The 23818-nt window shown below is 63.7% G+C and carries 18 protein-coding genes; 1 reads left to right on the top strand and 17 read right to left on the bottom strand.

Going from position 1 to position 23818, the window contains the following annotated elements:
• Nucleotides 1–34 precede the first annotated feature (34 nt).
• The 3 genes from VB672_RS17430 to rpsO form a co-directional block, all read right to left on the bottom strand.
• Complete coding sequence (locus tag VB672_RS17430; protein WP_329785465.1) at nt 35–2446, bottom strand: calcium-binding protein; 2412 nt, start codon at nt 2444–2446, stop codon at nt 35–37.
• A 112-nt stretch (nt 2447–2558) separates the two neighbouring features.
• Entirely contained in the window at nt 2559–4733 is a 2175-nt protein-coding gene (gene pnp, locus VB672_RS17425; protein WP_329785464.1) for a polyribonucleotide nucleotidyltransferase, read from the bottom strand.
• 216 nt (nt 4734–4949) lie between these two features.
• Nucleotides 4950–5219, bottom strand: coding sequence for a 30S ribosomal protein S15 (gene rpsO / locus VB672_RS17420; protein ID WP_173948757.1), 270 nt, complete (start codon nt 5217–5219; stop codon nt 4950–4952).
• A gap of 297 nt (nt 5220–5516) precedes the next feature.
• Here rpsO and VB672_RS17415 point away from each other — a divergent pair, with 297 nt between their 5' ends.
• Nucleotides 5517–6062, top strand: coding sequence for a ferritin-like domain-containing protein (locus VB672_RS17415; protein WP_329785463.1), 546 nt, complete (start codon nt 5517–5519; stop codon nt 6060–6062).
• Between the two features lie 117 nt (nt 6063–6179).
• Here VB672_RS17415 and truB read toward each other — a convergent pair whose 3' ends face one another.
• The 14 genes from truB to VB672_RS17345 all read right to left on the bottom strand — a co-directional run bounded on the left by truB (nt 6180) and on the right by VB672_RS17345 (nt 23752).
• The gene (gene truB / locus VB672_RS17410) at nt 6180–7100 is read right to left on the bottom strand and encodes a tRNA pseudouridine(55) synthase TruB (protein ID WP_329785462.1); all 921 of its coding nucleotides are present in this window, start codon (nt 7098–7100) and stop codon (nt 6180–6182) included.
• Nucleotides 7097–7534, bottom strand: coding sequence for a 30S ribosome-binding factor RbfA (gene rbfA, locus VB672_RS17405; RefSeq protein ID WP_329785461.1), 438 nt, complete (start codon nt 7532–7534; stop codon nt 7097–7099). The genes truB and rbfA overlap by 4 nt, the downstream gene beginning before the upstream one ends.
• Nucleotides 7535–7692: 158 nt before the next feature.
• On the bottom strand, nt 7693–10596 hold the full coding sequence (gene infB, locus VB672_RS17400) for a translation initiation factor IF-2 (RefSeq protein ID WP_329785460.1): 2904 nt from the start codon (nt 10594–10596) through the stop codon (nt 7693–7695).
• On the bottom strand, nt 10593–11264 hold the full coding sequence (locus VB672_RS17395) for an RNA-binding protein (protein ID WP_329785459.1): 672 nt from the start codon (nt 11262–11264) through the stop codon (nt 10593–10595). The genes infB and VB672_RS17395 overlap by 4 nt, the downstream gene beginning before the upstream one ends.
• A gap of 31 nt (nt 11265–11295) precedes the next feature.
• Nucleotides 11296–12915: a transcription termination factor NusA gene (gene nusA / locus VB672_RS17390; RefSeq protein ID WP_329785458.1), complete on the bottom strand. Its 1620-nt coding sequence runs from the start codon at nt 12913–12915 to the stop codon at nt 11296–11298.
• Between the two features lie 12 nt (nt 12916–12927).
• A complete protein-coding gene (gene rimP, locus VB672_RS17385; protein ID WP_329785457.1) occupies nt 12928–13557 on the bottom strand; it encodes a ribosome maturation factor RimP in 630 nt (209 codons plus the stop codon).
• 146 nt (nt 13558–13703) lie between these two features.
• Entirely contained in the window at nt 13704–16616 is a 2913-nt protein-coding gene (locus tag VB672_RS17380; RefSeq protein WP_329785456.1) for a hypothetical protein, read from the bottom strand.
• Nucleotides 16617–16948: 332 nt separating this feature from the next.
• On the bottom strand, nt 16949–17632 hold the full coding sequence (trmB, locus tag VB672_RS17375; RefSeq protein ID WP_329785455.1) for a tRNA (guanine(46)-N(7))-methyltransferase TrmB: 684 nt from the start codon (nt 17630–17632) through the stop codon (nt 16949–16951).
• 152 nt (nt 17633–17784) lie between these two features.
• Entirely contained in the window at nt 17785–18963 is a 1179-nt protein-coding gene (metK, locus tag VB672_RS17370; protein WP_329785454.1) for a methionine adenosyltransferase, read from the bottom strand.
• A 104-nt stretch (nt 18964–19067) separates the two neighbouring features.
• Nucleotides 19068–19481 carry a helix-turn-helix domain-containing protein gene (locus VB672_RS17365; RefSeq protein ID WP_329785453.1) on the bottom strand — a complete coding sequence of 138 codons (414 nt, stop codon included), beginning with the start codon at nt 19479–19481 and terminating at the stop codon, nt 19068–19070.
• 50 nt (nt 19482–19531) lie between these two features.
• Complete coding sequence (lnt, locus tag VB672_RS17360; RefSeq protein ID WP_329785452.1) at nt 19532–21133, bottom strand: apolipoprotein N-acyltransferase; 1602 nt, start codon at nt 21131–21133, stop codon at nt 19532–19534.
• A complete protein-coding gene (locus VB672_RS17355; protein ID WP_329785451.1) occupies nt 21130–22161 on the bottom strand; it encodes a hemolysin family protein in 1032 nt (343 codons plus the stop codon). The genes lnt and VB672_RS17355 overlap by 4 nt, the downstream gene beginning before the upstream one ends.
• 20 nt (nt 22162–22181) lie before the next feature.
• Nucleotides 22182–22640, bottom strand: a complete 459-nt coding sequence (ybeY, locus tag VB672_RS17350) for an rRNA maturation RNase YbeY (protein ID WP_329785529.1) — start codon at nt 22638–22640, stop codon at nt 22182–22184.
• 14 nt (nt 22641–22654) lie between these two features.
• Nucleotides 22655–23752, bottom strand: coding sequence for a PhoH family protein (locus tag VB672_RS17345; protein ID WP_442932092.1), 1098 nt, complete (start codon nt 23750–23752; stop codon nt 22655–22657).
• Nucleotides 23753–23818: the final 66 nt, after the last annotated feature.

Raw genomic sequence — 23818 nt, 5'->3', positions numbered from 1 at the left:
CTGTGCAATGGTCGATTGAGAGAACAGCACGGACTCAGATCACGAAGAAGTCTGTGCTCTTCAGAGAGAGCCCCTTCTTGATCTGTGCAAACTTGATGGCATTCGCAGATCCGGACCCGTCTGGATCGTACGAGAGCTTACCGGCGGCTTTGTTGTAGATGATGCGATCTTCCGCATCCTTGGCCTCTTTGCCGATGACGAAAGCGTCAGGTTTCAACTTCATGGGCTTGGCCAGCGTTCCCTTACCAACATTGCGGAAAACCGCGTTGTCGAGCCAGATCGAATCGTCCCTCACGTTGAAGTCCGTGATCGTGTCAACGTTCGAAAGTCCTGGCCGAGAGGTGAAGACAAAGGCATCTTTCCCGTTTCCGCCCGTCAGCCGATCTCCATCAGAGCCGCCATCGACGCGGTCATCGCCGCCTTCGGACGAGAGTTGGTCCTTGCCGGCACCTCCGACGACATGATCCTGCCCTGACCCTCCAACGACGACATCCGGAAGACCAGTGCCGATGACTTTTGTCGTGAAGCCATTCGACACAACAATTGTCTCAATGCCTTTGAGATGAGAAGGAGAAAGACGGAAGGTACCGCCGCCTGCGAGCTCCAGGGCATCCGAGCCACGATCAAGATCGATAGCCACTACGGCGCTTAGGACATTCTGATCCAAGACAAGAACGTCATTGCGTATTGTGCCCTTGATTTCCTCTACGTTTCTTACGCCCTGTAAATTGTAAGTGCCTGCAGCTCCTAATTCAAGACGGTCAGTACCAGAGCCTAGATCAAGTGCCAAAACTGAGCCGAATTTCACGTCGGCAACGATGGAGTCATCTAGATTGGAGCCTTGGACCTGAAGCTCCTCGACACCCTTCAACGGCGGAAGCCCACGCAGGTCGCAATGTCCTTCGACCATCAATCGGAAAACATCGAAGCCAGAGCCAAGATCAAAGGTAGAGAACGACGCAATGCGGGACACATCAGTGGCGATGACATCGTCACCGCTTGAGCCGATCAGAACCTCGAAGCCGCTCACTTTCGCCGCTGCTCGAAGATCCAAGTAACCCCCAGTCTCAAGCTGAAGCGTGTCGAGGCCCCCGAGAGCCTCAAGAATGTCACCGGCAGTCAGGGTTTGAGGTGCAATTGAGAGAAGGTCATTTCCTTCTGTTCCCAGCGCCCATTCCCTGCCGGGCGTCAACGACGGCAAGGCCGTGTTGTCAAAGAAATGTTGGGAGATGCTCCCGTATATCTCCCACGTCACAACATGGCTTCCGTCAGGCAGAGCTGTTGGAGTGATTGAAAAGGATGAGCTTGACCATTGATCGCTGATGAGTATGGCATGCCCTATCCGATTGCCGTTTATGTCGAATGATTGACTATAAGCTCCGTCGCGACCTACCCATGTGACGATGTAAGTGCCATTGGCAAGGCTCGTTACCTCTGGCTTTCCAGCAAGATTGTCGCCTGGGGCGCTGACCAATGTTTCCGGTTCCGTGGCTAAGCCATCGGCATCGTACTGACGCTTAAAAACTCCTCCTTGGCCACCATATCTTTCCCATACGACAACATACCCCCCATTGTTGAGGGCGGTGACCTCCGGCGATCCCCGAATACCTAAGGTCGTATCCTTGACCAGGATCTCGGCGCCCAAAAATTCCCCATCTGCTGTAAACAAACGTTGATAAATTTCTTGGGTCCCATCACGATTCCGATCCGAAAGCCAAGTGAGAACATACTTACCGCTGGCGAGAGCCGTTGTTGTTAGCTCAGGGTCATACCAGGGATTTTGATCGATGATCAGATCTTCACCAGCGTTGCCGACAGCATCATAGACGCGGAGTAAGATGGATCTGTCGAGCGCATTCGGCCCAATGGATTGCCGCGCAACGACATACCCGCCATCGGCGAAAGCTAAGATAGCCGGCCTGAAAAATGTATCACCTTCAAGGATATCCGTTCTTACAGCGCCGCCATCTGCATCGAATATACGGTGATAGATTTTATCCGCTGTAAAATCAGAAGTATCGTCCCATTCCCATGTGATGGAGTACTTCCCATCCGGAAACGCAGTTACGGCTATTATCGAGATAGAGGAATCATCTCGACTATCTTCTACGAGGATGTCAGCCGTTTTTGGGTTGCCGTTAAGGTCGAAGATCTGTTGATGGATTTCACCGGCGGATCGCCAAATCAAGACATAATGGCCATTGGCAAGAAGAGCGGTGTCGTACCTGCCGATTGTGATATCTCGATTTTGGATGACGGTCTTCGAGCTTAGAGCGTTGCCATTCGCATCGAACCGTTGCTGATAGACGTAAAAGTTGAAGTCGATATCGTTCAATTCGACCCACACGTTGATGTAGCCGTCGGACAAGGGCAGGACCTTACAATAGGAAATATCCTGCTCGCTCACGATTGTCTGAGGGCCGATCCGCGTGATCAAGAACGTCATGGTTTTGTATGCTATATCGTTTCACATAGCCCTAGGATTTATCACCCTCCATGTTAAGGCACAATAAAAAAGGCGGCCCAAAGGCCGCCTTTTGCAACTCTGTGGCGAAGCTTTACTCCCCGGCAGCCTTCTGCTGATCGCGCTGGGCGCGCTCGGCGTCGCGCTCGGCCTTGAGCTGCTCGGTGATGTCCTCGCCGGTCTCCTGGTTGACCACCTTCATGGAGAGACGGACCTTGCCGCGCTCGTCCATGCCGAGGAACTTCACCTTCACCTTGTCGCCTTCCTTGACCACGTCGGTGACCTTGCCAACACGGTTCTTGGCAAGCTCGGAGATGTGGACGAGGCCGTCGCGGGACCCGAAGAAGTTCACGAAGGCGCCGAACTCCATCACCTTCACGACCGTGCCCTCGTAGATCGTGTTGATCTCGGGCTCGGCCACGATGGAGCGGATCCAGTTGTAGGCCGCCTTGATCGACTTGCCGTCGGCGGACGCGATCTTGATGAGACCGTCGTCGTTGATGTCGATCTTGGCGCCGGTCTTCTCCACGATCTCGCGGATGACCTTGCCGCCCGAACCGATGACCTCGCGGATCTTGTCGACCGGGATCTGCATGGTCTCGATGCGTGGGGCATGCTCGCCGAGCTCGGCGCGCGGAGCCGTCAGGGCCTTGTTCATCTCGGCCAGGATGTGCGTCCGGCCGGCCTGAGCCTGATCGAGGGCCACGCGCATGATCTCCTCGGTGATGCCGGCGATCTTGATGTCCATCTGGAGCGAGGTGATGCCCTGCTCCGTTCCGGCCACCTTGAAGTCCATGTCGCCGAGGTGATCCTCGTCGCCGAGAATGTCGGACAGGACTGCGAAGCGCTCACCTTCGAGGATGAGGCCCATGGCGATGCCTGCCACCGGACGGCGCAGGGGAACGCCCGCATCCATCAGGGCCAGCGAGGCGCCGCAGACGGACGCCATGGAGGAGGAGCCGTTCGACTCGGTGATCTCCGACACGACGCGGATCGTGTAGGGGAACTCGTGGCTGGCCGGCAGCATCGGGTGGATGGCGCGCCAGGCGAGCTTGCCGTGGCCGATCTCGCGGCGGCCGGGCGAGCCCATGCGGCCGGTCTCGCCGACGGAATAGGGCGGGAAGTTGTAGTGCAGCAGGAAGGTTTCCTTGCGGGTGCCCTCCAGCTCGTCGATGAACTGCTCGTCCTCGCCGGTGCCCAGCGTGGTCACGACCAGGGCCTGGGTCTCGCCGCGGGTGAACACGGCCGAACCGTGGGTGCGCGGCAGGACGCCGACTTCCGACTGGATCGGACGAACGGTTTTCAGGTCACGGCCGTCGATGCGGTTACCCGTGTCGAGGATGTTCCAGCGCACGACCTTGGCCTGGGCGTCCTTGAAGACGGCCTTGACCTTCTCGGGGTCGAACTTGGCTTCGCCCTCGGCCGGAACCAACGCCTCCATCACCTTCGCCTTGACGGCGTCGACGGCGGCGTAGCGGTCCTGCTTCTTGGTGATCTTGTAGGCCTCGCGCAGGTCGGCCTCGGCGATCTCGAGAACGGCCTTCTCGACGTCGGAGACGTCCGCCGGCTGGAAGTCGCGGGGTTCCTTGGCGGCCTTCTCGGCCAAGCGGATGATGGCCTCGATCACCGGCTGGAAGTGCTTGTGGCCGAACATCACGGCGCCGAGCATCACGTCCTCGGGCAGTTCCTTGGCCTCGGACTCGACCATGAGCACGGCTTCCGACGTGCCGGCGACCACGAGGTCGAGAGCGGAATCCTCCATCTCCTGGACCGGCGGGTTCAGCTTGTACTGGCCGCCGATATAGCCGACGCGTGCCGCGCCCACTGGGCCCATGAAAGGAACGCCCGAGAGGGTGAGGGCCGCGGAGGCCGCCACCATGGCGACGATGTCGGGATCGTTCTCGAGATCGTGCGAGAGCACGGTCACGACGACCTGGGTGTCGTTCTTGTAGCCCTCGACGAAGAGGGGGCGGATCGGACGGTCGATGAGGCGGGAGACCAGGGTCTCCTTCTCGGTCGGACGGCCTTCGCGCTTGAAATAGCCGCCCGGAATACGGCCGGCCGCATAGGTACGCTCCTGGTAGTTCACCGTGAGCGGGAAGAAATCGAAGCCCGGCTTCGGCTCCTTGGCCGAGACGACGGTGGCGAGAACGGTGGTTTCACCGTAGGTGGCGACGACGGCGCCGTCGGCCTGGCGGGCCATCTTGCCCGTTTCGAGCACGAGCTTGCGCCCGGCCCAGATCAGTTCTTCGCGTTGGATATCGAACATAGCGTGTCTTTCATGACAGCGGGGCGGGGGCTCGATGCCATGAGCAAGACGGCGAGAGGCTCGCGCAGGCGGGCTTGCCCGCCTCCCAAGCCTCTTGCGATCCTGCCATGGTCATCGTGTCTGCCGCCTCCTTAGAAAACACCGGGACTTGGAAGCCTCGCAGTGTTGGAGAAACCGTCCGGAGCCGGGCTCCGGACGGAAGTTTTCCGAAGAAGCTTAGCGGCGAATGCCGAGCTTCTCGATCAGCGTGCGGTAGCGGCTCTCGTCCTTCTTCTTCAGGTAGTCGAGAAGCGAACGGCGGGCCGACACCATCTTCAGGAGGCCACGACGGGAATGGTTGTCCTTCGTGTGGCTCTTGAAGTGACCGGTCAGGTTGTTGATACGCTCGGTGAGAATGGCGACCTGCACCTCGGGGGAGCCTGTATCGCCAGCCTTCTGGGCGAATTCCTTAACAAGCGCGTTCTTGCGCTCGGCCGTAATCGACATCGTCAATCCTTTCAGGTTGGTTTTGTCAGGAGACCTTGGGCCTTTGGGCTTCAGGTCCGGGGCATCCGGATGGGCCGGGCCGGGATGTCGTCCAGCGCGGTCCGAACTCGGACGCGTCTTTCGGGGCATGACCCTCGAAAAGATGGCGCACCATACACGAAAAGCGCACAAGCGCCAGAGAAATCGTTTTTCCCAAGCAGAGCAATAGGATGCGCAGTTTGGGGCAACTTCCGGCGGAACAAGATTTCCGCCTCACGGTTGGTGAACCGGATACCCCTGGTATAGGAAGCTCACATCATGACTGCCAGTACGACCGGCATGGCCGACCTCACGTCATCGGAAGACATCCGGAACATCTTCATCACCGGCCTGGAAAACGCCCACGCCCTAGAGAAGCAAGCCATCCAGCTCATGGAGCGGCAGGTCGAGCGGTTCGAGAACTATCCCGAAATGTCGGACCTGCTGCGCCGGCATATCACCGAAACGGAAGGCCAGATCCGCCGCCTCGACGAGATGCTGCACACCTTCGGGGCCGATCGCTCGATCCTGAAGGACATGGCCACCCAGTTCATGGCCAACCTGGCGGCGGCGGGCCACATGCCGATGGCCGACGAGGTTCTGAAGAACACCTTCGCCAATCACGCCTTCGAGAATTTCGAGATCGCGTCGTACAAGTCCCTGATCGTCATGGCTGAAGCGTCCGGGAACCAGAAGTTCATCCCGGGCCTGCAGGAGACGCTGCGCGAAGAGGAGAAGACCGCCCAGGCGGTTTACGACATGATCGAGCCGATCACCCGGAAGTTCCTGATGCGCTCGGCTCAGGGTCAGAAGGCGGACCGGTAAGCCAAGCCAAGCACTTCCTTCGACGTCATGGCCGGGCTTGTCCCGGCCATCCACGTTTTGGAGGGCTGAAGACGTGGATCCCCGGAACAAGTCCGGGGATGACAGTGGTGAGCAGGATCAAACGCCCAGGTTGAACACCCGGTGCGGGACGAGTTCGCCGCGTTCCACGTCGCCCACCGCGATGAGGACGCCGTTGCAGGTGGCATAGACCTTGCCGGACAGGGGCGCCTCGCGACCGCGCAGGATGATCGACTGCCCACGCATCAGGCGCCCGGCCATGTCCCGGCTCACGGGAATTGCGGGAATTTCGCTCAAGGCGATCTCCACCGGACGCAGGGCCGCCGGGTCGGTGGCGACACCATCCACGGTGACGGCGTCGTGCTCGGTGAACGGGCCGACGCGCGTGCGCCTGAGCGCCGCGATATGGCCGAGGCAGCCGAGCGCACGGCCGAGATCGCGCGCGATGGCGCGGACATAGGTGCCCTTGCCGCAATCGGCCTCGATGATCGAGCGGTTGCCCTCGTGGTGGATCAGGGTGAGCCGGTCGATCTCCACCATGCGCGGCTGCAGGTCGACCACTTCGCCGTCGCGGGCGAGATCATAGGCGCGCTCGCCCTGGATCTTAATGGCGGAAAAGCGGGGCGGCACCTGCTGCACCTGACCGGTGAAGCGGGGCAGGAACGCCTCGATCTCTGCCGGATCCGGCAGCCTGTCGGTCCGTTCGACCACCTCGCCCTCGGTGTCGTCCGTGGTGGTCTCAGCGCCCCAGGCCACGGTGAAGACGTAAGACTTGCGCCCGTCCATGACGAATGGCACGGTCTTGGTCGCCTCGCCGAGCGCGATCGGCAGGATGCCGGAGGCGAGCGGATCGAGGGTGCCGGCATGCCCCGCCTTCTTGGCAGACAGGCCCCTTTTTACCACCGCGACCGCGTGGGTCGAGGTCATGCCGACGCCCTTGTCGAGGATGATCCATCCGTTGACGTCGCGCTTCTTCGGGCGGTCCCCGTGCGGCCTCCGGTGCGGGCGTTCTTCGCTCATCGCTCTTGCTCGCTGTCGTCATCCTCGGCCGTGTCGGACATAGGCTTGACCGTATCGCGGGCCACGCGCTCGGAGCGCAGCAGCGCGTCGATGCGGGCCGCCTCGTCGAAGCTCTCGTCGCGGCGGAAGCGCAGATCGGGGGCGAATTTCAGGTTGACCCGCCGGGCCACCTCCTGGCGCAGCAGCTTCTTGTTCTTCTCAAGCGCCCTGAGCACCGCATCCTCGTCCCGGCCGCCGAGCGGCATGACATAGGCGGTCGCGAGCTTCAGATCCGGCGACATGCGCACTTCGGGAATGGTGATGACGTTTTTCGTCAGCACGTCGTCCTGCAGGTCGCCGCGGGAGAGGACCTCGGCGAGCGCATGGCGCACGAGCTCGGCTACGCGCTGCTGGCGCTGGGACGGTCCGGTGGTTTGTTCGAAACGTTTGGCCATAATTTACATCTCCGGGATTGGACCGGATCATTGGAAAGGCATGGCCGGGCTTGCCCCGGCCATCTCGGTGAACTGGCTACGAGCCCGTCAAAGCGAGATCACCGGGACAAGCCCGGTGATGACGCATTGTTCAGAGGCATGAAGGAGCGAAGCGGAAATCAGAGCGTCCGCTTCACCTCTTCGACGCGGTAGCACTCGATGAGGTCGCCGGCGCGCATGTCCTGGTAGTTCTCGAAGGACATGCCGCATTCCTGGCCGGACGTGACCTCGCGCGCATCGTCCTTGAAGCGCTTGAGCTGCGAGAGGCGGCCTTCGTGGATGACCACGTTGTCGCGGATCAGGCGGACATGGGCGCCGCGCTGGACCACGCCGTCGAGGACGCGGCAACCGGCGATCTTGCCGACCTTCGACACGTTGAACACCTCGAGGACCTGCGCCTCGCCGAGCCGCTCTTCGCGGAGCGTGGGTGCGAGCAGACCGGACATGGCCGCCTTCACGTCATCCACGAGATCGTAGATGATGTTGTAGTAGCGGATCTCGATCCCGGCCCGCTCGGCGGCCTCACGCGCTTCCTTGTGGGCGCGCACGTTGAAGGCAAGGATGATGGCGCCCGAGGCTTCCGCCAGGGTGACATCGGATTCCGAGATGCCGCCGACGCCCGCCTGGACGATACGAGCCGCGACTTCCTCGTTGCCCACCTTCTCGAGAGCGCCGACGATCGCTTCCGCCGAGCCCTGCACGTCGGCCCGGACCACGAGCGGGAACTCCTTGCGGCCCGCTCCGGCCTTGAGGTCGCGCATCATGTCGACCAGCGTGCGCCCGGCCGTACCCATGCGGGCGGCCTGACGTTCGCGCTTCTGGCGGGCGCGGTACTCGGTGATTTCGCGGGCACGGGCCTCGGACTCGACCACCGCAACGCGGTCGCCGGCCTCGGGCGTGCCGTTGAAGCCAAGCACCTCGACCGGGACGGAGGGACCTGCCTCCTTCACGGCGGCGCCGAGATCGTTGATCAGGGCGCGCACGCGGCCCCATTCGGCGCCGGCCACGACGATGTCGCCGGTGTGAAGCGTGCCGCGCTGCACGAGCACGGTCGCCACGGGACCCCGGCCACGATCGAGCTTCGCCTCGATGACGGTGCCTTCCGCGGAGCGCTCCGGGTTGGCCTTGAGGTCGAGGATCTCGGCCTGGAGCTGGAGACCTTCGAGCAGGCTGTCGAGGCCATCGCCGGTCTTGGCCGACACCTCGAATTCGAGGGTCTCGCCGCCCATCGACTCGACGACGATGGAGTGCTGCAGCAGCTCGGTGCGGACCCGCTGCGGGTTCGCATCGGGCTTGTCGACCTTGTTGATCGCCACGATTAGGGGCACACCGGCCGCCTGGGCGTGATTGATCGCCTCGACGGTCTGCGGCATGACGCCGTCATCGGCCGCCACCACCAGCACGACGATGTCGGTCACCTTGGCGCCGCGGGCGCGCATGGCCGTGAAGGCTGCGTGGCCGGGCGTATCGATGAAGGTGATCTTGCCGCCGAGCGGCGAGGTCACCTGGTAGGCGCCGATATGCTGCGTGATGCCGCCGGCTTCGCCGGAGACCACGTTGGTCTTGCGGATCGCGTCGAGCAGCGAGGTCTTGCCGTGGTCGACGTGGCCCATGATGGTCACGACCGGCGGACGGGCCTCGAGGTTCTCGTCCACGTCGGGAGTGTCGAAGAGGCCTTCCTCGACGTCCGATTCCGCGACGCGCTTCACCGTATGGCCGAGCTCCTCCGCGACGATCTGCGCGGTATCGGCATCGATCACGTCGGTGATCTTGTGCATCTGGCCCTGCTTCATCAGGAACTTGATCACGTCCACGGCGCGCTCCGACATGCGGTTGGCGAGCTCCTGGATGGTGATCGTCTCCGGAATCGTCACCTCGCGGGCGATCTTTTCCTTCTGCTCCACCTGACGGTGGCCCATGAGGCGCTGGTTGCGGCGGCGGAAGGCGGCGAGCGAGCGGGTGCGCTCCTCCTCGCCCGAGGTCGCATTGGCCAGGGTCAGACGGCCGCGGCGCTTCTCCTCGCCGGGAGCAGCCTTGGGCGTCTTCGGCAGAGCCATGGGCTTCGCGGGAACGCCGGGACGCCGGATGGTGCGTGCTCCCTCTTCCTCATCCACCTCGACAGCGCGGGCAGCGACGGGCGGGGCCGGGCGGGCATGGGGCTTCGCCGTGTCCGGATCGGGGACGACCGGAGCGGCAGGGCGGGCCATGTGGTTCAGGCTCGGCGGACGGCCTCCCATGGTGCCACCGCCGCTGCGGGGGCCACCGAAGCCACCCGGACGGGCACCGTCCGAACGCGGGCCGCTGGAGCGCGGACCGTCGGCGCGGGCGCCGGCCGGACGCGGTCCATCCGAACGCGGGCGATCCGGACGAGGCCCCTCGAAGCGGCCGCCCTCCTGGCGCGGAGCGCCGGTACGGGCCGCGGGAGCTGCACCTTGAGCAGAACGCGGAGCCTCTTCGCCGAGACGACGACGGGCCTCGTCCTCGGCGCGGCGCTTGCGCTCCTCGTCCTGGCGGCGGCGCTCGTCTTCCTCGCGCTTGCGGGCCTCTGCCGCTTCGCGCTCCTGGGCTTCGGCGGCCTCGCGCTCGGCGCGGCGGGCTGCTTCCTCGGCCTGTCTCTTGCGATCTTCCTCGTCACGGCGGCGCGCATCGACGAGCGCGTTCATGCGCGCATCGCGCTCCTGCTCGGAGAGCGTCTGCAGCACCATGCCGCCGGAGCGGGGGGTATTCGGGGCGGGCCGCTGCGGACGGCCACTCTGAGCCGGGGCCGCCGGCTTCGGAGCCGGAGCAGCAGGCTTGGGCACGCTCGCGGGCGCCGCGGCCTGTTGCGGCGCGGGCCTGTCTTCCTTGGTCCCGCTACCAGGACCGACAGCAGGGCGACGCTTGACCGTCTCCACCACGACCGACTTGGACCGGCCATGGGAGAAGCTTTGGCGCACCACGCCCTGTTCGACGGGTCGCTTCAGAGAAAGCGTCTTGGACGACACATGGAGAGTCTTGTCGCCCTGGTTTTTCGTATCACTCATTCCGCCTCAGTTCCTGCGGGTTTCAAAATCGTGGGTTCGCCGGTCTCGTTCCCGAGGCCAGTTTGATCGGCGTCGATGCCGCGGTAGGAGCGGTAACGATGCCAGCGGTTCAGAAAGCCGTCGCTCCCAGCGCCCGCGACGAGGGCAGCATGTATCACATGTGACCGGCCTAATGCCAAATCCAATTCGTCATTTGACAATTCTTGGATGACCGGAAAGCTAGATATTGCCTCGCCGAGGCGTTTTCGCAACTGGTTCGCCAATTTTCTTCGCCCATCTTCGGCCGCCTCTGCGGCATGAATAAGGGCAACGATGGGCTTATCCGTGATCGCCGACTCGACCTTGAAGAAGCCGGTGATCACCGTGCCGGCCTTGTTGGCGAGGGCCAAACCCTGGCGCAAATCATCCCGGAGAAGACGCTCGATGTCCTGGGCCAGGGTCTCCGGGGCCTTGGCCTCGGCCTTGAAGGCGCGGGCGAAGAGGCGACGTTTGGCCGCCTCTTCCACCTTGTCGAAACGGGCCGTGACCCAGACGCCGCGGCCCGGCAGCCTGTGCCTGAGATCGGGCACGACCTGGTGGTCGGGCCCGAGGACAAAGCGGATCAGCTCCGCGGGGCCTTTCGCCTCGCGGGTGACGATGCAGGTGCGCTCCGGTTCATGCCGCGGCACGGGTGCTGACCTCGCTTCCTCATAGCCGGTTTTAAGACGGCTGAGCCTCGGTCTCGGCCTCTTCGGCCGATCCCTCGGTCTCCACGGTCTCGTCCGGCTGCTCGATCCAGCCCGCCTTCACGCGGGCGGCCATGATCATGTTCTCCGCGTCGGAGCGGGAAACGTCGAAGCCGTCGAGAGCGCCCTTGTAGCGGGTCGCCTCGGCGCCGCGGCCTTCCGTCCAGCCGACGAGATCGTCGGTGGCGCAGCCGGCCAGATCCTCGACATTCTTGATGTCGTTCTCGCCGAAAGCCACCAGCATGGCGGTGGTGACGCCGTCGATCTCCTTCAGGTCGTCGGAAACGCCCAGCTCCTTGCGGCGGGATTCGTTCTCGGCCTCGATGCGGGACAGGTATTCCTGGGCGCGGCTCTGGATCTCGGCGGCCGTATCCTCGTCGAAACCTTCGATCGAGGCCACTTCGCCGGCGTCCACATAGGCGATCTCCTCGACGGAGCGGAAGCCTTCGGAGGCCAGGAGCTGGCCCACGACCTCGTCCACGTCGAGGGCGTTCATGAACAGCTCGGTGCGCTCGGCGAATTCCTTCTGACGGCGCTCGGATTCCTCAGCCTCGGTGAGGATGTCGATGTCCCAGCCGGTGAGCTGCGAGGCGAGGCGCACGTTCTGGCCGCGCCGGCCGATGGCCAGCGAGAGCTGATCGTCGGGCACCACCACCTCAATGCGGTCGGCCTCTTCGTCGAGCACCACCTTGACCACTTCCGCGGGCTGGAGGGCGTTGACGATGAAGGTCGCCTGGTCGGGGGACCAGGGGATGATGTCGATCTTTTCGCCCTGCAGTTCGCCGACCACCGCCTGGACGCGGGAGCCGCGCATGCCCACGCAGGCGCCAACGGGATCGATGGAGGAATCGCGCGAGGTCACGGCGATCTTGGCGCGGGAGCCCGGATCGCGGGCCACGGCCTGGACCGAAACGATGCCGTCATAGATCTCCGGCACCTCGGAGGCGAAGAGCTTCGCCATGAATTGCGGATGGGTGCGCGACAGGAAGATCTGCGGCCCCCGGGCCTCGCGGCGCACGTCGAAGAGATAGGCGCGGATGCGGTCGCCCGGACGGAAGGTCTCGCGGGGGATGAGCTCGTCGCGCCTGATGATCGCTTCGCCGCGCCCGAGATCGACGATCACGTTGCCGTATTCGACGCGCTTGACCGCCCCGTTCACGACCTCGCCGATGCGGTCCTTGTATTCCTGGTACTGGCGGTCGCGCTCGGCGTCTCGGACCTTTTGCACGATCACCTGCTTGGCCGACTGGGCCGCGATGCGGCCGAAATCGAATGGCGGCAGGGTGTCGGCGATCACGTCGCCCACCTGGGCGGCCGGGTTGTGGCGCGTGCGGGCCTCGGCGAGGGTGATCTCGCGGGAATCGTTCTCCACCGCGCCGTCCTCGACCACGAGGAGGTGGCGGGCCAGGCGCAGCTCGCCGGTCTTCGCGTTGATCTCCGCGTGGATGTCCGTTTCGGCGCCGTAGCGGGACCGGGCAGCCTTGGCAATGGCATCCGCCATGGCGTCGAGCACGATCTGCTTGTCGATCACCTTCTCGCGCGCGACCGCATCGGCGATCTGCAAGAGTTCAAGCCTGTTGGCGCTGATAGCCATCGAGGTCGCTCCTTAATTCGGTTTCGTCTGATCGGACGGGTCGCGCGGCTCGTCTGGCGCCTCGACCATATCCGTGTCTTCGTCAAGATCGTCCGTGGTCGGCGCCGTTCCGCGGCGCAGCGATTCGCGGATCAGCTCGTCGGTGAGAACGAGGTGCGCCTCGCCGAGATCCGTCAGGGGTACGCGGGCGATGGGCTCCAGGCCCTCCTTCACGTCCGGCAGCTCGATCACGAGCATCCCGTTCTCCACACCCCGGAGGAAGCCGCGGAAGCGCTTGCGGCCCTCCACCGGCACCGCCATCTCCACCTTGGCCTCGTGGCCGCTCCAGCGCTCGAAATCGCTGCTGCGCACGAGCGGGCGGTCGATCCCCGGCGAGGAGATCTCCAGGTGATAGGCCGTGGTGATGGGATCCTCGAGGTCGAGGACCGGCGAGATCGCCCGGCTCACGGTTTCGCAATCGGCAACCGACATGGTGCCGTCCGGCCTCTCGGCCATGATCTGCACGGTGCATCCGTTCTGGCTGCTGACCCGCACCCGCACGAGGTTGAAACCCAGATCCTCGATCACCGGCTCGACGATGGCCGCCACCCGGGCAGCGACGCCGTTCTCCGTGATCAGCCGCTTGTCGCGTTCGTTTGCCATGGCTCTCCGCACGCTCCGGCGTCCAAGCAATAAAAAAGAGCGGACCCCGGGGGGCCCACTCTCGACTAGCAGCTTGACGCTGCAACCAGAGCTGACTGACGGAAGATAGCAATTCCGTCAGTGGATTGCAAGCGTTGACCGAGACGTCAGACGATCAGGAAGTCCTTTTCCGATAACCCAAAGAGACCTTTCTTGAGGCTGGCGAACTGCACGGCCGCCGCCCTGCCGGTGCCGTCGGGATCGTAGGAGAGGGTGCCCTTGCGGGCATCATAGATGACCCGGTCGCTGGAATCATGGGCGCGGGATCCGATCCAGAAAGCATCTTCCGAGAGTTTTCCCAGACGACCGATTTTCCTGAAGACGTCCCTGTCGAGCCAGACCGTATCGTCTACAACCCGGAAGTCCGTGATCACGTCCACATTGTCGCGGCCCAGCTTGGTGTCGAACACGAACGCGTCCTTGCCCCGTCCCCCCGTGAGGGTATCGTTGCCGAGGTTGCCGTAAAACCGGTCGTTGCCACGCCCGCCAACAGCCCTATCGCTCTCGCTCGATCCGATCACCCGCTCCGTAGCGACGTCCTCGACGCCGATGGTGAAGGTCCGGTCGAGGACCAATCCTTGCTTGTCGGTCGCCCTCACGGTGATTTGATGCGCTTTTGCCTGTTCGAAATCTAATTTGATCCCCTGCTTGACGACGAGCCGGGTCCCCTCCAGGGCGAAGCGCCCTCCCGCGTCGTTCAGCAGCTGGAAAGAGACGACGTCGCCCGTATTGGGATCAGCTGCGGTGAGCTCGCCCACCGGCGTTCCCGTCGCGGCAAGTTCCTTCACGCTCGTCCTGCTCAGAGAGATGGCGCCCGGCCGGACGGCCGCTTCCACGAACAGGGATGCTTCGGTGCTGTACCAGGTCGCGTCGGCAACCTTGACCTTGATCTCCCGCTGGCCTTCGAAAGAGCCGTCGTTCCGATAGGTAAGAGCCCTGACGAGTTCCTGCACCCGCTCCGCCGTAGCCTGCCCGTTGAACTCCACCTCGAGAGCGGAGGATCCTGCCGGAGCAAGCTTGACGAACCCAATGTCGACGTTGTCGACGAGAACGCGATCGAACCCATCCACCTGTGACAAACGGATCCTTCCGCCGGCCGCAACGGCCAAGTGTTCGCTGGAGGTGCCGCCGACGATGGTGACGGTCAGCGCGTTGAATCGATTCTCGATGTCCGTCACCGTCGCGTTGCGGTCCCGATCGATGAAGACCGTCTCGCCGGAGACGCCGAAGCTCCGATCCCCGGCCAAGTTACCGAAGGACGGAGCCAAGTTGACATAAGTTCCGCTCGCGTCGGAAATCGTCTCCACATGGCGCTGGAACAGGGCGTCCTTCTCGGCGGCGGTAAAGGTCTGTCCGACAAGAACCACATGATCGTTGGCGCTGAAGCTTCCGTTCACGAGGCCCGCCGTTGCCCGATCGTTGACCATGACGGTTGCGTGGTCGGTCGAAAGGATAACGTCAACGATGTCCAGGATCGTCTTGTCCCGCAGGTCGACCATGTCGCCCACGATGCGCAGGGTATTGGACGACGAAAGCGGATCGTCCATGTCCCCGCCGTCGATCGTTGCGACGTCGCGGAGCTGGTCCGCATTCATCACGATCGGATTGCCCTGTCCCGAACCCTTGATGATCTCGACGCCGGAAAATGCCTCGATCAGAGAGAAGTCAAAGGTCACGCTTCCGAACACACCTTGGCCTCCGAGGAGAAAGAGAGTGTCGATCCCCTCGCGGCCGATGATGATATCGCCGGCGCTCAGGCCAGAGCCGTCGGTCGCGAACGTGTCGTCTTGAGCCGTCCCAATCAGGAGATCGGCATCGAGCTGCGGCGTCGAGGGATCGGAATCCGGTCTGAGGAAGTGTACATCCGTGCCGCCCGCCATGATCGTCACGACGATGGGCGTCTCCCGTTCTCCCTCGTCCAGCAAGGAAATCCTGACAAAGGCTTCTTTGATCGACGTTGGGTCGGGATCCAGATTGCGATAGACCAGGGCGTGCATCAGCTCTTCGATGATTTCGGCTGTTGCGGCGCCGGTGAAGTCGATGATCAGGCTCACGTCGTCTCGAGTGACGGTGCCGATCAGAACCTCATCGAAATAGATCTCGCTTCCATCTTCCGTTCCCGAAGGAAGCGTGATCCTGCCCTGGGCGATGAGGTCGATCGTGGCCTGGTCGATCGTTCCATCCGGGAGTTCACCGATCGCGACCTTCAGGGCTTTGACCGGATCGTCGCTTTGCCCAACTACGGCGTCTGCACCGGCGTCGAGGAAGGCGACGCCCCCGGATGTATAGACGCGCTCTCCCAGCGCTTTGATCACCGGATAGGCATTGGTGTACGTGCCGCTGGCGTCGACGATGGTGTCGACGCCTTGACGGTGGAGCTGCTCTCTCTCGTCTTCGCTGAACACATCCTCGAGGAGGGTGAGCGTGTCGCGCTGACTGCGGAGCGCCCATACCTTCAAAGCCACATCCTTGTCGCTGAAAGTCGCGTCGAACGTCTTGCTCATGACGTTGATCCGCGAGAAGCCCGCGACCGTCTTGCCCTGGAAGTTCCACGGACCGTTGCCGGAAAGGTTGAGAACGTTGCTGCCGTCGCCGCCGTCGAGGGTCGAGATGGCGGCCAGACCCTCGGCGCTGATGGAGACGATGTCGTCCGCATCGGTTCCGAGAATTGCTTCGAGGCCGGACAGAACCGCCCCCGATAGGCTGAAGGTGCCGCCGCCGCTGAGCCGAAGCGTATCCAGCCCGCCTCCGCCGTCGATGGTCTGTAGTTCCGTTAAGGAATCGGCGTTGATGGAAATGATATCGCTCGTTTCGCCGCTGCGGATGGTTTCGATGCTGATCAGGGTGGTTGTCGTCAGATCGAACGGGCCATCGCCTGCGAGCACCAGCGTGTCGTTGCCTTCGCCGCCATCGAGGGTGAGATTCGGCAAGTCCTGAGCTTCGAATGTGAAAATATCGTCTGCTTCGGATGGATCCTCGGCGGTGACCAGTGACATAGCGTCGGCGTTGCGCATGATCATTGAAGATGTCCTTGCAGCATTCGAATTTTATAACGTTATGGAGTTCGAATGACTTGCGGCAAGGGGGGGTCGCCAGCCCTCAGCGGTTTACCTCCATGACGCAATCGAGGGCTGCCGCGATGCGCCGGTTTCAGGCTGCTGCCCCAGCTCCCGGACCGTCTCAAGCAGAGCTTGAAGGAGCAGATCGATGCGACCTTCCGCAGGGGCCGACTGCTTCCTCAGCGCTGATTTTCAACGGGAAGTTCCGTTGGGCATCCGAACGGATGCCGTTCAGATTTAGCGGAAGGCTCGGCAGATGTCGGTCCAAGGCGTGTTCCGGCTGAGAGACAGGCTCAGACCCGCACGAAGGTCAGGTAGCTCGGCACACGGCCTTCGCGAATCGCCTTGGCCTCGTAGCGCGTACCCGGCCAGCCCTCGTAGGGCTTGCGCCAATCGTCCGCCCGGGTGGCGGTCCAGCGGAAATGCCGGGATCGTAAGGCTCGGGCGAGCACCCAGCCGATGTAGTCGTCGATGTCGCTGGCAAAGCGCAGCTCGGCGCCGGGCTTCATCACGCGCGCCAGCAGATCGAGGGTCTCGTCCGAGACGAGACGGCGCTTGCGCTGCCGGCGCTTCGGCCAGGGATCGGGATAGAGGATGTAGACCCGGTCGAACGAGGCGTCGGGCAGGCTCGGCAGCAGGTCGGTCACGTCGTCGTCCCAAACGCGGACATTGTCCAGGCGCTCGTGCTCGATCACGGCGAGAAGCTTCGCCATGCCGTTCACGAAGGGCTCGCAGCCGATGAAGTTGATGTCGCGATGCGCCCTCGCCTGGGCGGCGAGATGCTCGCCGCCGCCGAAGCCGATCTCGAGCCAAGTCTCCCGCGCCCCTTCGTTCGGGAACTGACCGGAAGGTGCGCGGCCCGGAACCACGCGGATCGCGGGCAGCAGGTTCTGGACCAGCTCGTCCTGGCCCGCGCGAAGCTTCTTGCCCTTCCGGCGCCCGAAGAAGGCGCCGGTGCGCTCCGATGCGTCGCTCATGGGACAAATGCTCCTGAAGACGGCATGATGAGATCGAAAAGGGTCGCGCTCGGCGCCGAGCGATGCATTGAGAGCCGGCTCTCCTTCCGGGGAACCGGCTCTCCTGATGAATCCTCTTGTGGGGGACCGCAAACGGCCCGCTGGAGCCGCTCTTAGCGGAATGCCGTCTTCAGGCGGTCGGCGAGATCGGTGCGCTCCCAGGAGAAGCCGCCGTCCGCTTGCGGCGCGCGGCCGAAATGGCCGTAGGCCGAGGTGCGGGCATAGATCGGCTTGTTGAGGCCGAGATGGGTGCGGATGCCGCGGGGCGAGAGATCCATGGCGTCCATGAGGACGGCCTCGAGCTTGCCCTCGTCCACCTTGCCGGTGCCGTGGAGGTCCACATAGATCGACAGGGGCTTGGCCACGCCGATGGCGTAGGAGAGCTGCAGGGTGCAGTTCTCGGCGAGACCTGCCGCGACCACGTTCTTGGCAAGATAGCGGGCGGCGTAAGCGGCCGAACGGTCCACCTTGGTCGGGTCCTTGCCGGAGAAAGCGCCGCCGCCGTGGGGGGCCGCGCCGCCATAGGTGTCGACGATGATCTTGCGGCCGGTGAGGCCGCAATCGCCGTCGGGGCCGCCGATGACGAACTTGCCGGTGGGGTTCACGTGCCAGATGGTATCGGCCGAGATCCAGCCCTCGGGCAGGGTCTGGCGGATATACGGCTCGACGATGGCGCGCACGTCGTCGGACGAGAGGCTCTCGTCCAGGTGCTGGGTCGAGAGGACGATCTGGGTCGCCGCGACGGGCTTGCCGTTCTCGTAGCGCACCGTGACCTGGCTCTTGGCGTCGGGGCCGAGCTTGGCCGCGTCGCCGAGCTTGCCCTTGCGGGCTGCGGTCAGGTTCTCGAGGATCTTGTGGGCGTAATAGATCGGCGCCGGCATCAGCTCGGGCGTCTCGTTGCAGGCGTAACCGAACATGATGCCCTGGTCGCCCGCGCCCTCGTCCTTGTTGCCGGCAGCGTCGACGCCCTGGGCGATGTGCGCCGACTGGGCATGGAGATAAACCGACACGTCGGCGTTCTTCCAGTGGAAGCCGTCCTGCTCGTAGCCGATATCCTTGATGGCGTCCCGGGCGAGCTGGATCACCGTGTCCTTCGTGATGGATTCAGGACCACGCACCTCGCCGGCGATGACGACCCGGTTGGTGGTGGCCAGGGTTTCGCAGGCTACGCGGGCTTCCGGCTCGGCCGCCAGATAGGCGTCGACGACGGCATCGGAGATCCGGTCGCAGACCTTGTCCGGATGCCCCTCGGACACTGACTCGCTCGTGAAAAGATAGCTCGAACGCCGCACGATGGAATTCCTTCAGGCAATAGAGATCGGTGCCCACGGCCAGCCACGGGCTTCAAACCATGCTCATGCCGCAGGCTGTAGGAAAGGTCAAGCGAACGTGTTCTTTATGACGAACGCTCCACCTCTTCTTGGGCGGCGAGGGAGCTGACGAGCTGAACGATGCTTTTGCGCACCCTGGGGCTCTTGATGCTTGCGAATGTCCGGACGAGCTGCAGCCCTTCGGGAGTCGACATCATATCGGCCACATAGGGAGGGGAGCCGCTTTCGGCGAAGCCGGCATCGCCTTTCCCGCTCCTGATCCCGTCGAAGAAGAAATCGATCTCGACATTGAGGATCTTGGCGATTTCGACAAGGCGCGCCACGCTGATCCGGTTCATGCCCTTTTCGTATTTTTGAACTTGCTGGAAGGTCAGGCCGAGCATGTCGCCAAGTTTTTCTTGGCTCATTCCAATCGAAACGCGGCGCATGCGCACTCTGCTTCCGATTTCCTTATCAATAGTGCCCGTCGACTTCTTCATTATGGCCTGTCCCCTTGCCGACACTGACGCAACATCAAGGCATATATTCTTTAAGGAGAGGAGGATTGGTGCCTGCGACGTGCAATCACGATGATTAAGCAGATCGAAAGCGTGGCCGTCAAAGAAAACCTGCCCCACTTCCTATAAAGAGTAAGGGGCTCTGCAACCGGAAGATCGGCGTCTATTATACCTTCAACTCCCAGTGGAAGATTGTTCACGACTCGGCCGAAAGGATCGACGACAGCCGATATTCCCGTGTTGGCTGCTCTGATCAGGGGCAGGCCCTCTTCGACCGACCGCAGACGGGCTTGGGCAAAATGCTGATGAGGTCCTGGCGTCTGCCCGAACCATGCGTCGTTGGTCACGTTGAGGATCAGGTCGGGACGGGAGCCCTCGGCCAGGATCTCGTCGGGAAAGATCGCCTCGTAGCAGATCGTCGCGGCAACCGGCGGAAGACCCGGAATGGACAATGTGGTGCGCTTCTCGCTCGGCTCGAAGCCCCCCGGAATATGCACGAACTGGCGCAGGCCCGCGGCCCGGATCAGGGCGTCGAGAAACTTCGGCACGTATTCGCCGAAGGGCACCAGATGAACCTTGTCATAGGCGCCGAGGATCGTGCCTTTCTCGTCGATCACCTGGATGGCGTTGTAGAACTTGCCGACCGCCTCGCCGGGCAACGGGTCGTCCATGCGGGCCGCCCCTGTGATCAGGACGGAGCCCGGCCCGAGCAGCGTGGCGATCTGCGCCAGCGAGCCGGCATCGCGATGGAGCAGGAAGGGAAAGGCCGATTCCGGCCAGATGATGTGTGTCGGGGTGGCGTCCCCGTTCCGGCCCGGGCTCGCGCTCAAACCGAGATAGCGCCGCATGATGACGTCCCGGTTGCGCGGGTTGAACTTGGCGTCCTGCGGCAGGTTGGGCTGCATGATGCGCAGACGCACATCCGCCACGGACGCTACGGCCTCCGCAGGAACGCGCCAGAGACCGAAAGCCGCAAGGGCGACGAGAAGACCCGCCGCGAGACCCGGAGCCGTCCAGCGGGTGCGCATGGTCTTGCCCGTGAGAAGGACGGCCGGCGCGGCGCCGATGACGAGGCTCAGGAAGGTGAGGCCGTAGAGGCCGACCAGGGAGGCCGATTGCATCAGCCACAGGTTCTGGCCGAGCGCCAGCCCAAGATTGTTCCAGGGAAAGCCGGTGAAGAGATGGCCCCGCAAGACTTCGCTGATCGTCAGGCCGAAGGCGAAGGCGAGGATCCGTGCCGCATCGGGCAGCCAGAGCAGGCGAGCGAGAATGAACCCCAATGCGGGAAAGAAGGCGAGCAGGGCGGGCAGGCCCAGCACCCCGAACGGCATCGCCCAGGCGAACTGGTCCGCTTCCACGAGAAAGGCCGCGCCGAGCCACCAGAGCCCGGCGACGAAATAGCCGAAGCCCCAGCACCAGCCGAGCACGGCCGCGCCCCTGAGCGGAGCCCATCGGGGGGCATCCCCGGTGGCGGTGCCATCGAGAAGCCAGATGGCCGGGGCGAGGGATACGACCAGGGCTGGCAGAAAGCCGAAAGGCGGCATGCTCAACGCGCCGGCCGCGCCCGCCGCAAAGGCCGCAAGCCATCGGCGCCAGCCTCGCAGGAGGCCGACGCGCTTTGCCAGGAGCCTCATTCGGCGGCAGCGCTTTCAGGGCGCGGCGCGACCGGGTTTCCCTCGCTGATTTCCACCTCCGTGGAGGCCGGGGCGCGGCGATGGACGCGCAGGCGCTTGACGCGCCGGGGATCCGCGTCCAGGACCTCGAATTCCAGGCCTGACGGTCCCTCGATCACCTCGCTGCGGGAGGGGACCCGGCCGGCGAGCGTGACGATGAAGCCGCCGATGGTGTCGATGTCCTCGGCGCCTTCCTCCTCGGTCAGGTCGAGGCCGAGCACCTCCTTGACCTCGTCGAGGCTCGCGCGGGCATCGGCGATATAGGTGCCGTCGGCTGCCGGCACGATGGTGAGGGTTGAATCCTCGTCGTGCTCGTCTTCGATGTCGCCCACCACCATCTCGACCAGATCCTCGATGGAGACGAGTCCATCGGTGCCGCCATACTCGTCGATGACGAGGGCCATGTGCGTGCGGGTCGCCTGCATGCGCACCAGAAGGTCGATGGCCGGCATGGAGCGCGGCACGAACAGAACCGGGCGCAGGATATTGGCGGAAGAAAGCGCCATCGACAGGTCGATCTGGCCCAGGCTCGGCAGGGGAGCCTCACCGCCGGACCCCACCGAAGCGCCGCCATCCGCCCGCATGGCGATGAAATCGAGGAAGTCGCGGATGTGGACCATGCCCTTGGGGTCGTCCAGGGTCTCGCCATAGACCGGCAGGCGGGAATGGCCCGCCGTGCGGAACAGGTTGAGCAGCTCGCCGAGGTTGGTGTCGGCCGCCACCGCCACGATATCGGCGCGGGGCACCATCACGTCCTCCACCCGAATCCGGTGGAAGGAGAGCACGTTCTTGAGCATCGCCCGCTCCTGGGGCGAAAAGTCGGTATCCTCGACTGTCTCGGCGAGGACGTCCTCAAGATCGTGGCGGATGGATTCGCGGGGTTTCAGGCCGAGGCGGGTCAGGACCCGGTCGTACCAGTGGTCGCGTGTATCGTCTGTCTCGGCGAGGGTTCGGACAGGGCGTTCGCTACGACTTCGATCTTCGTTCATTGCTTTGGGTTGTCAGCCGTTCAAGCTGCCATATCGCGATAGGGATCGGCGATGCCAAGACTGGCAAGCGCCTTGACCTCGAGACCTTCCATGATGTCCGCCTCCGCTTCGACCTCGTGGTCGTAGCCGAGGAGATGCAGGACTCCATGAACGATCAAATGGGCAAAATGATGCGCGAGCTCTTTGGATTCTTCCTCGGATTCGCGCACCAGGGTTTCATACGCTAATGCAATATCGCCCAAATGGCGAGGGCCTGTCGCACCGGGCTGCTCGGGGGCCGGGAAGGAGAGCACGTTGGTGGGCTTGTCCTTCGCCCGCCAGGTGCGGTTCAGTTCCCGGATCTGGGCGTCGTCGGTGAGCATGACGCTCGCCTCGAAATCGCCGTCCGCCTCGTAGGTCACGGCAAGCGCGGCCTCAGCTGCCCTCTGGGCCAGGGCCTCTGCGTCCTCGAGACGGTCCCAATCGCCCGCCTCGATCATGATGTCGAGCGTGATCACGGCCTGCGGTCCCGGTAATCCTGGCGCGGCGGCTCAGGCGGGGCCTCGCGGGCCGCCTTGTCGTAGGCGGTCACGATGCGGCGCACGAGGTCATGGCGCACCACGTCGGCTTCCTTGAAGGTGACCCGCGCGATGCCCTCGACACCGTTCAGGATGCGCACAGCCTCGACGAGCCCCGATTTCTGGCCCGGCGGCAGGTCGATCTGGGTCGGGTCGCCGGTGATGATCATCCGCGAGCCCTCGCCGAGGCGGGTCAGGAACATCTTCATCTGCATGGACGTGGTGTTCTGGGCCTCGTCGAGGAGCACCAGGGCGTTGGTGAGCGTGCGCCCGCGCATGAAGGCGAGCGGCGCGATCTCGATCATGCCGGTCTGCAGGCCCCGGTCCACGTGCCGGGCCTCCATGAAGTCGTAGAGCGCGTCGTAGATCGGGCGAAGATAGGGATCGACCTTCTCGCGCATGTCGCCAGGCAGGAAGCCGAGGCGCTCGCCCGCTTCCACGGCCGGACGGGAGATGATCAGGCGGTCCACCTGCCCGGCTTCGAGCAGCGAGACCGCATAGCCCACCGCAAGCCAGGTCTTGCCGGTGCCGGCGGGCCCCTCGGCGAAGACGAGCTCGTTCGTCTTGAGCGCCTTGATATAGACGTTCTGGGAGGCGTTGCGGGCGCGCACCGGTCCGCGCCTGCGGGTGGAGATCTGGTCGAAGGCGGTCAGGCCCGGAACAGGCGGCTCCTCGGCGGCCGGGAAGAGGCTGCCCTGCAGCGTGCTCTCCTCGATGGCGCCGTCCACGTCGCCCGGCCCGAGCGCCCCGCCCTGGCGGGCGCGTTCATAGAGCCCTTCCAGGACCCGGCGGGCCATCTCGGAGGCCTCGGGCGTGCCCTTCACGGTGACGCGGTTGCCGTTGGCGATGGCGGTCACGTTCAGGCGCCGCTCGAGATGGGCGAGGTTCTGGTCGTATTGTCCGAAGACGAGGCTGGCGAGGCGGTTGTCGTCGAAGGTCAGAATGATTTCGGCCTCTTCGACCACGCCAGGATGCAAGCTGTTGGCGTTTCGTCCCTTCTGGGCGCGTGCGGTCACATTGTCCGCTGGGCTCAAATGCCTCTCCTCTGAAGTTTCGCCGTACGTCCTGCGGCGAAGGAATATGGGGTCCGGCCGGACAAA

Source organism: Microvirga sp. CF3016 (genome assembly GCF_036314085.1).
Classification (GTDB): domain Bacteria; phylum Pseudomonadota; class Alphaproteobacteria; order Rhizobiales; family Beijerinckiaceae; genus Microvirga.
This window is presented reverse-complemented; position numbering and strand designations above follow the sequence as displayed.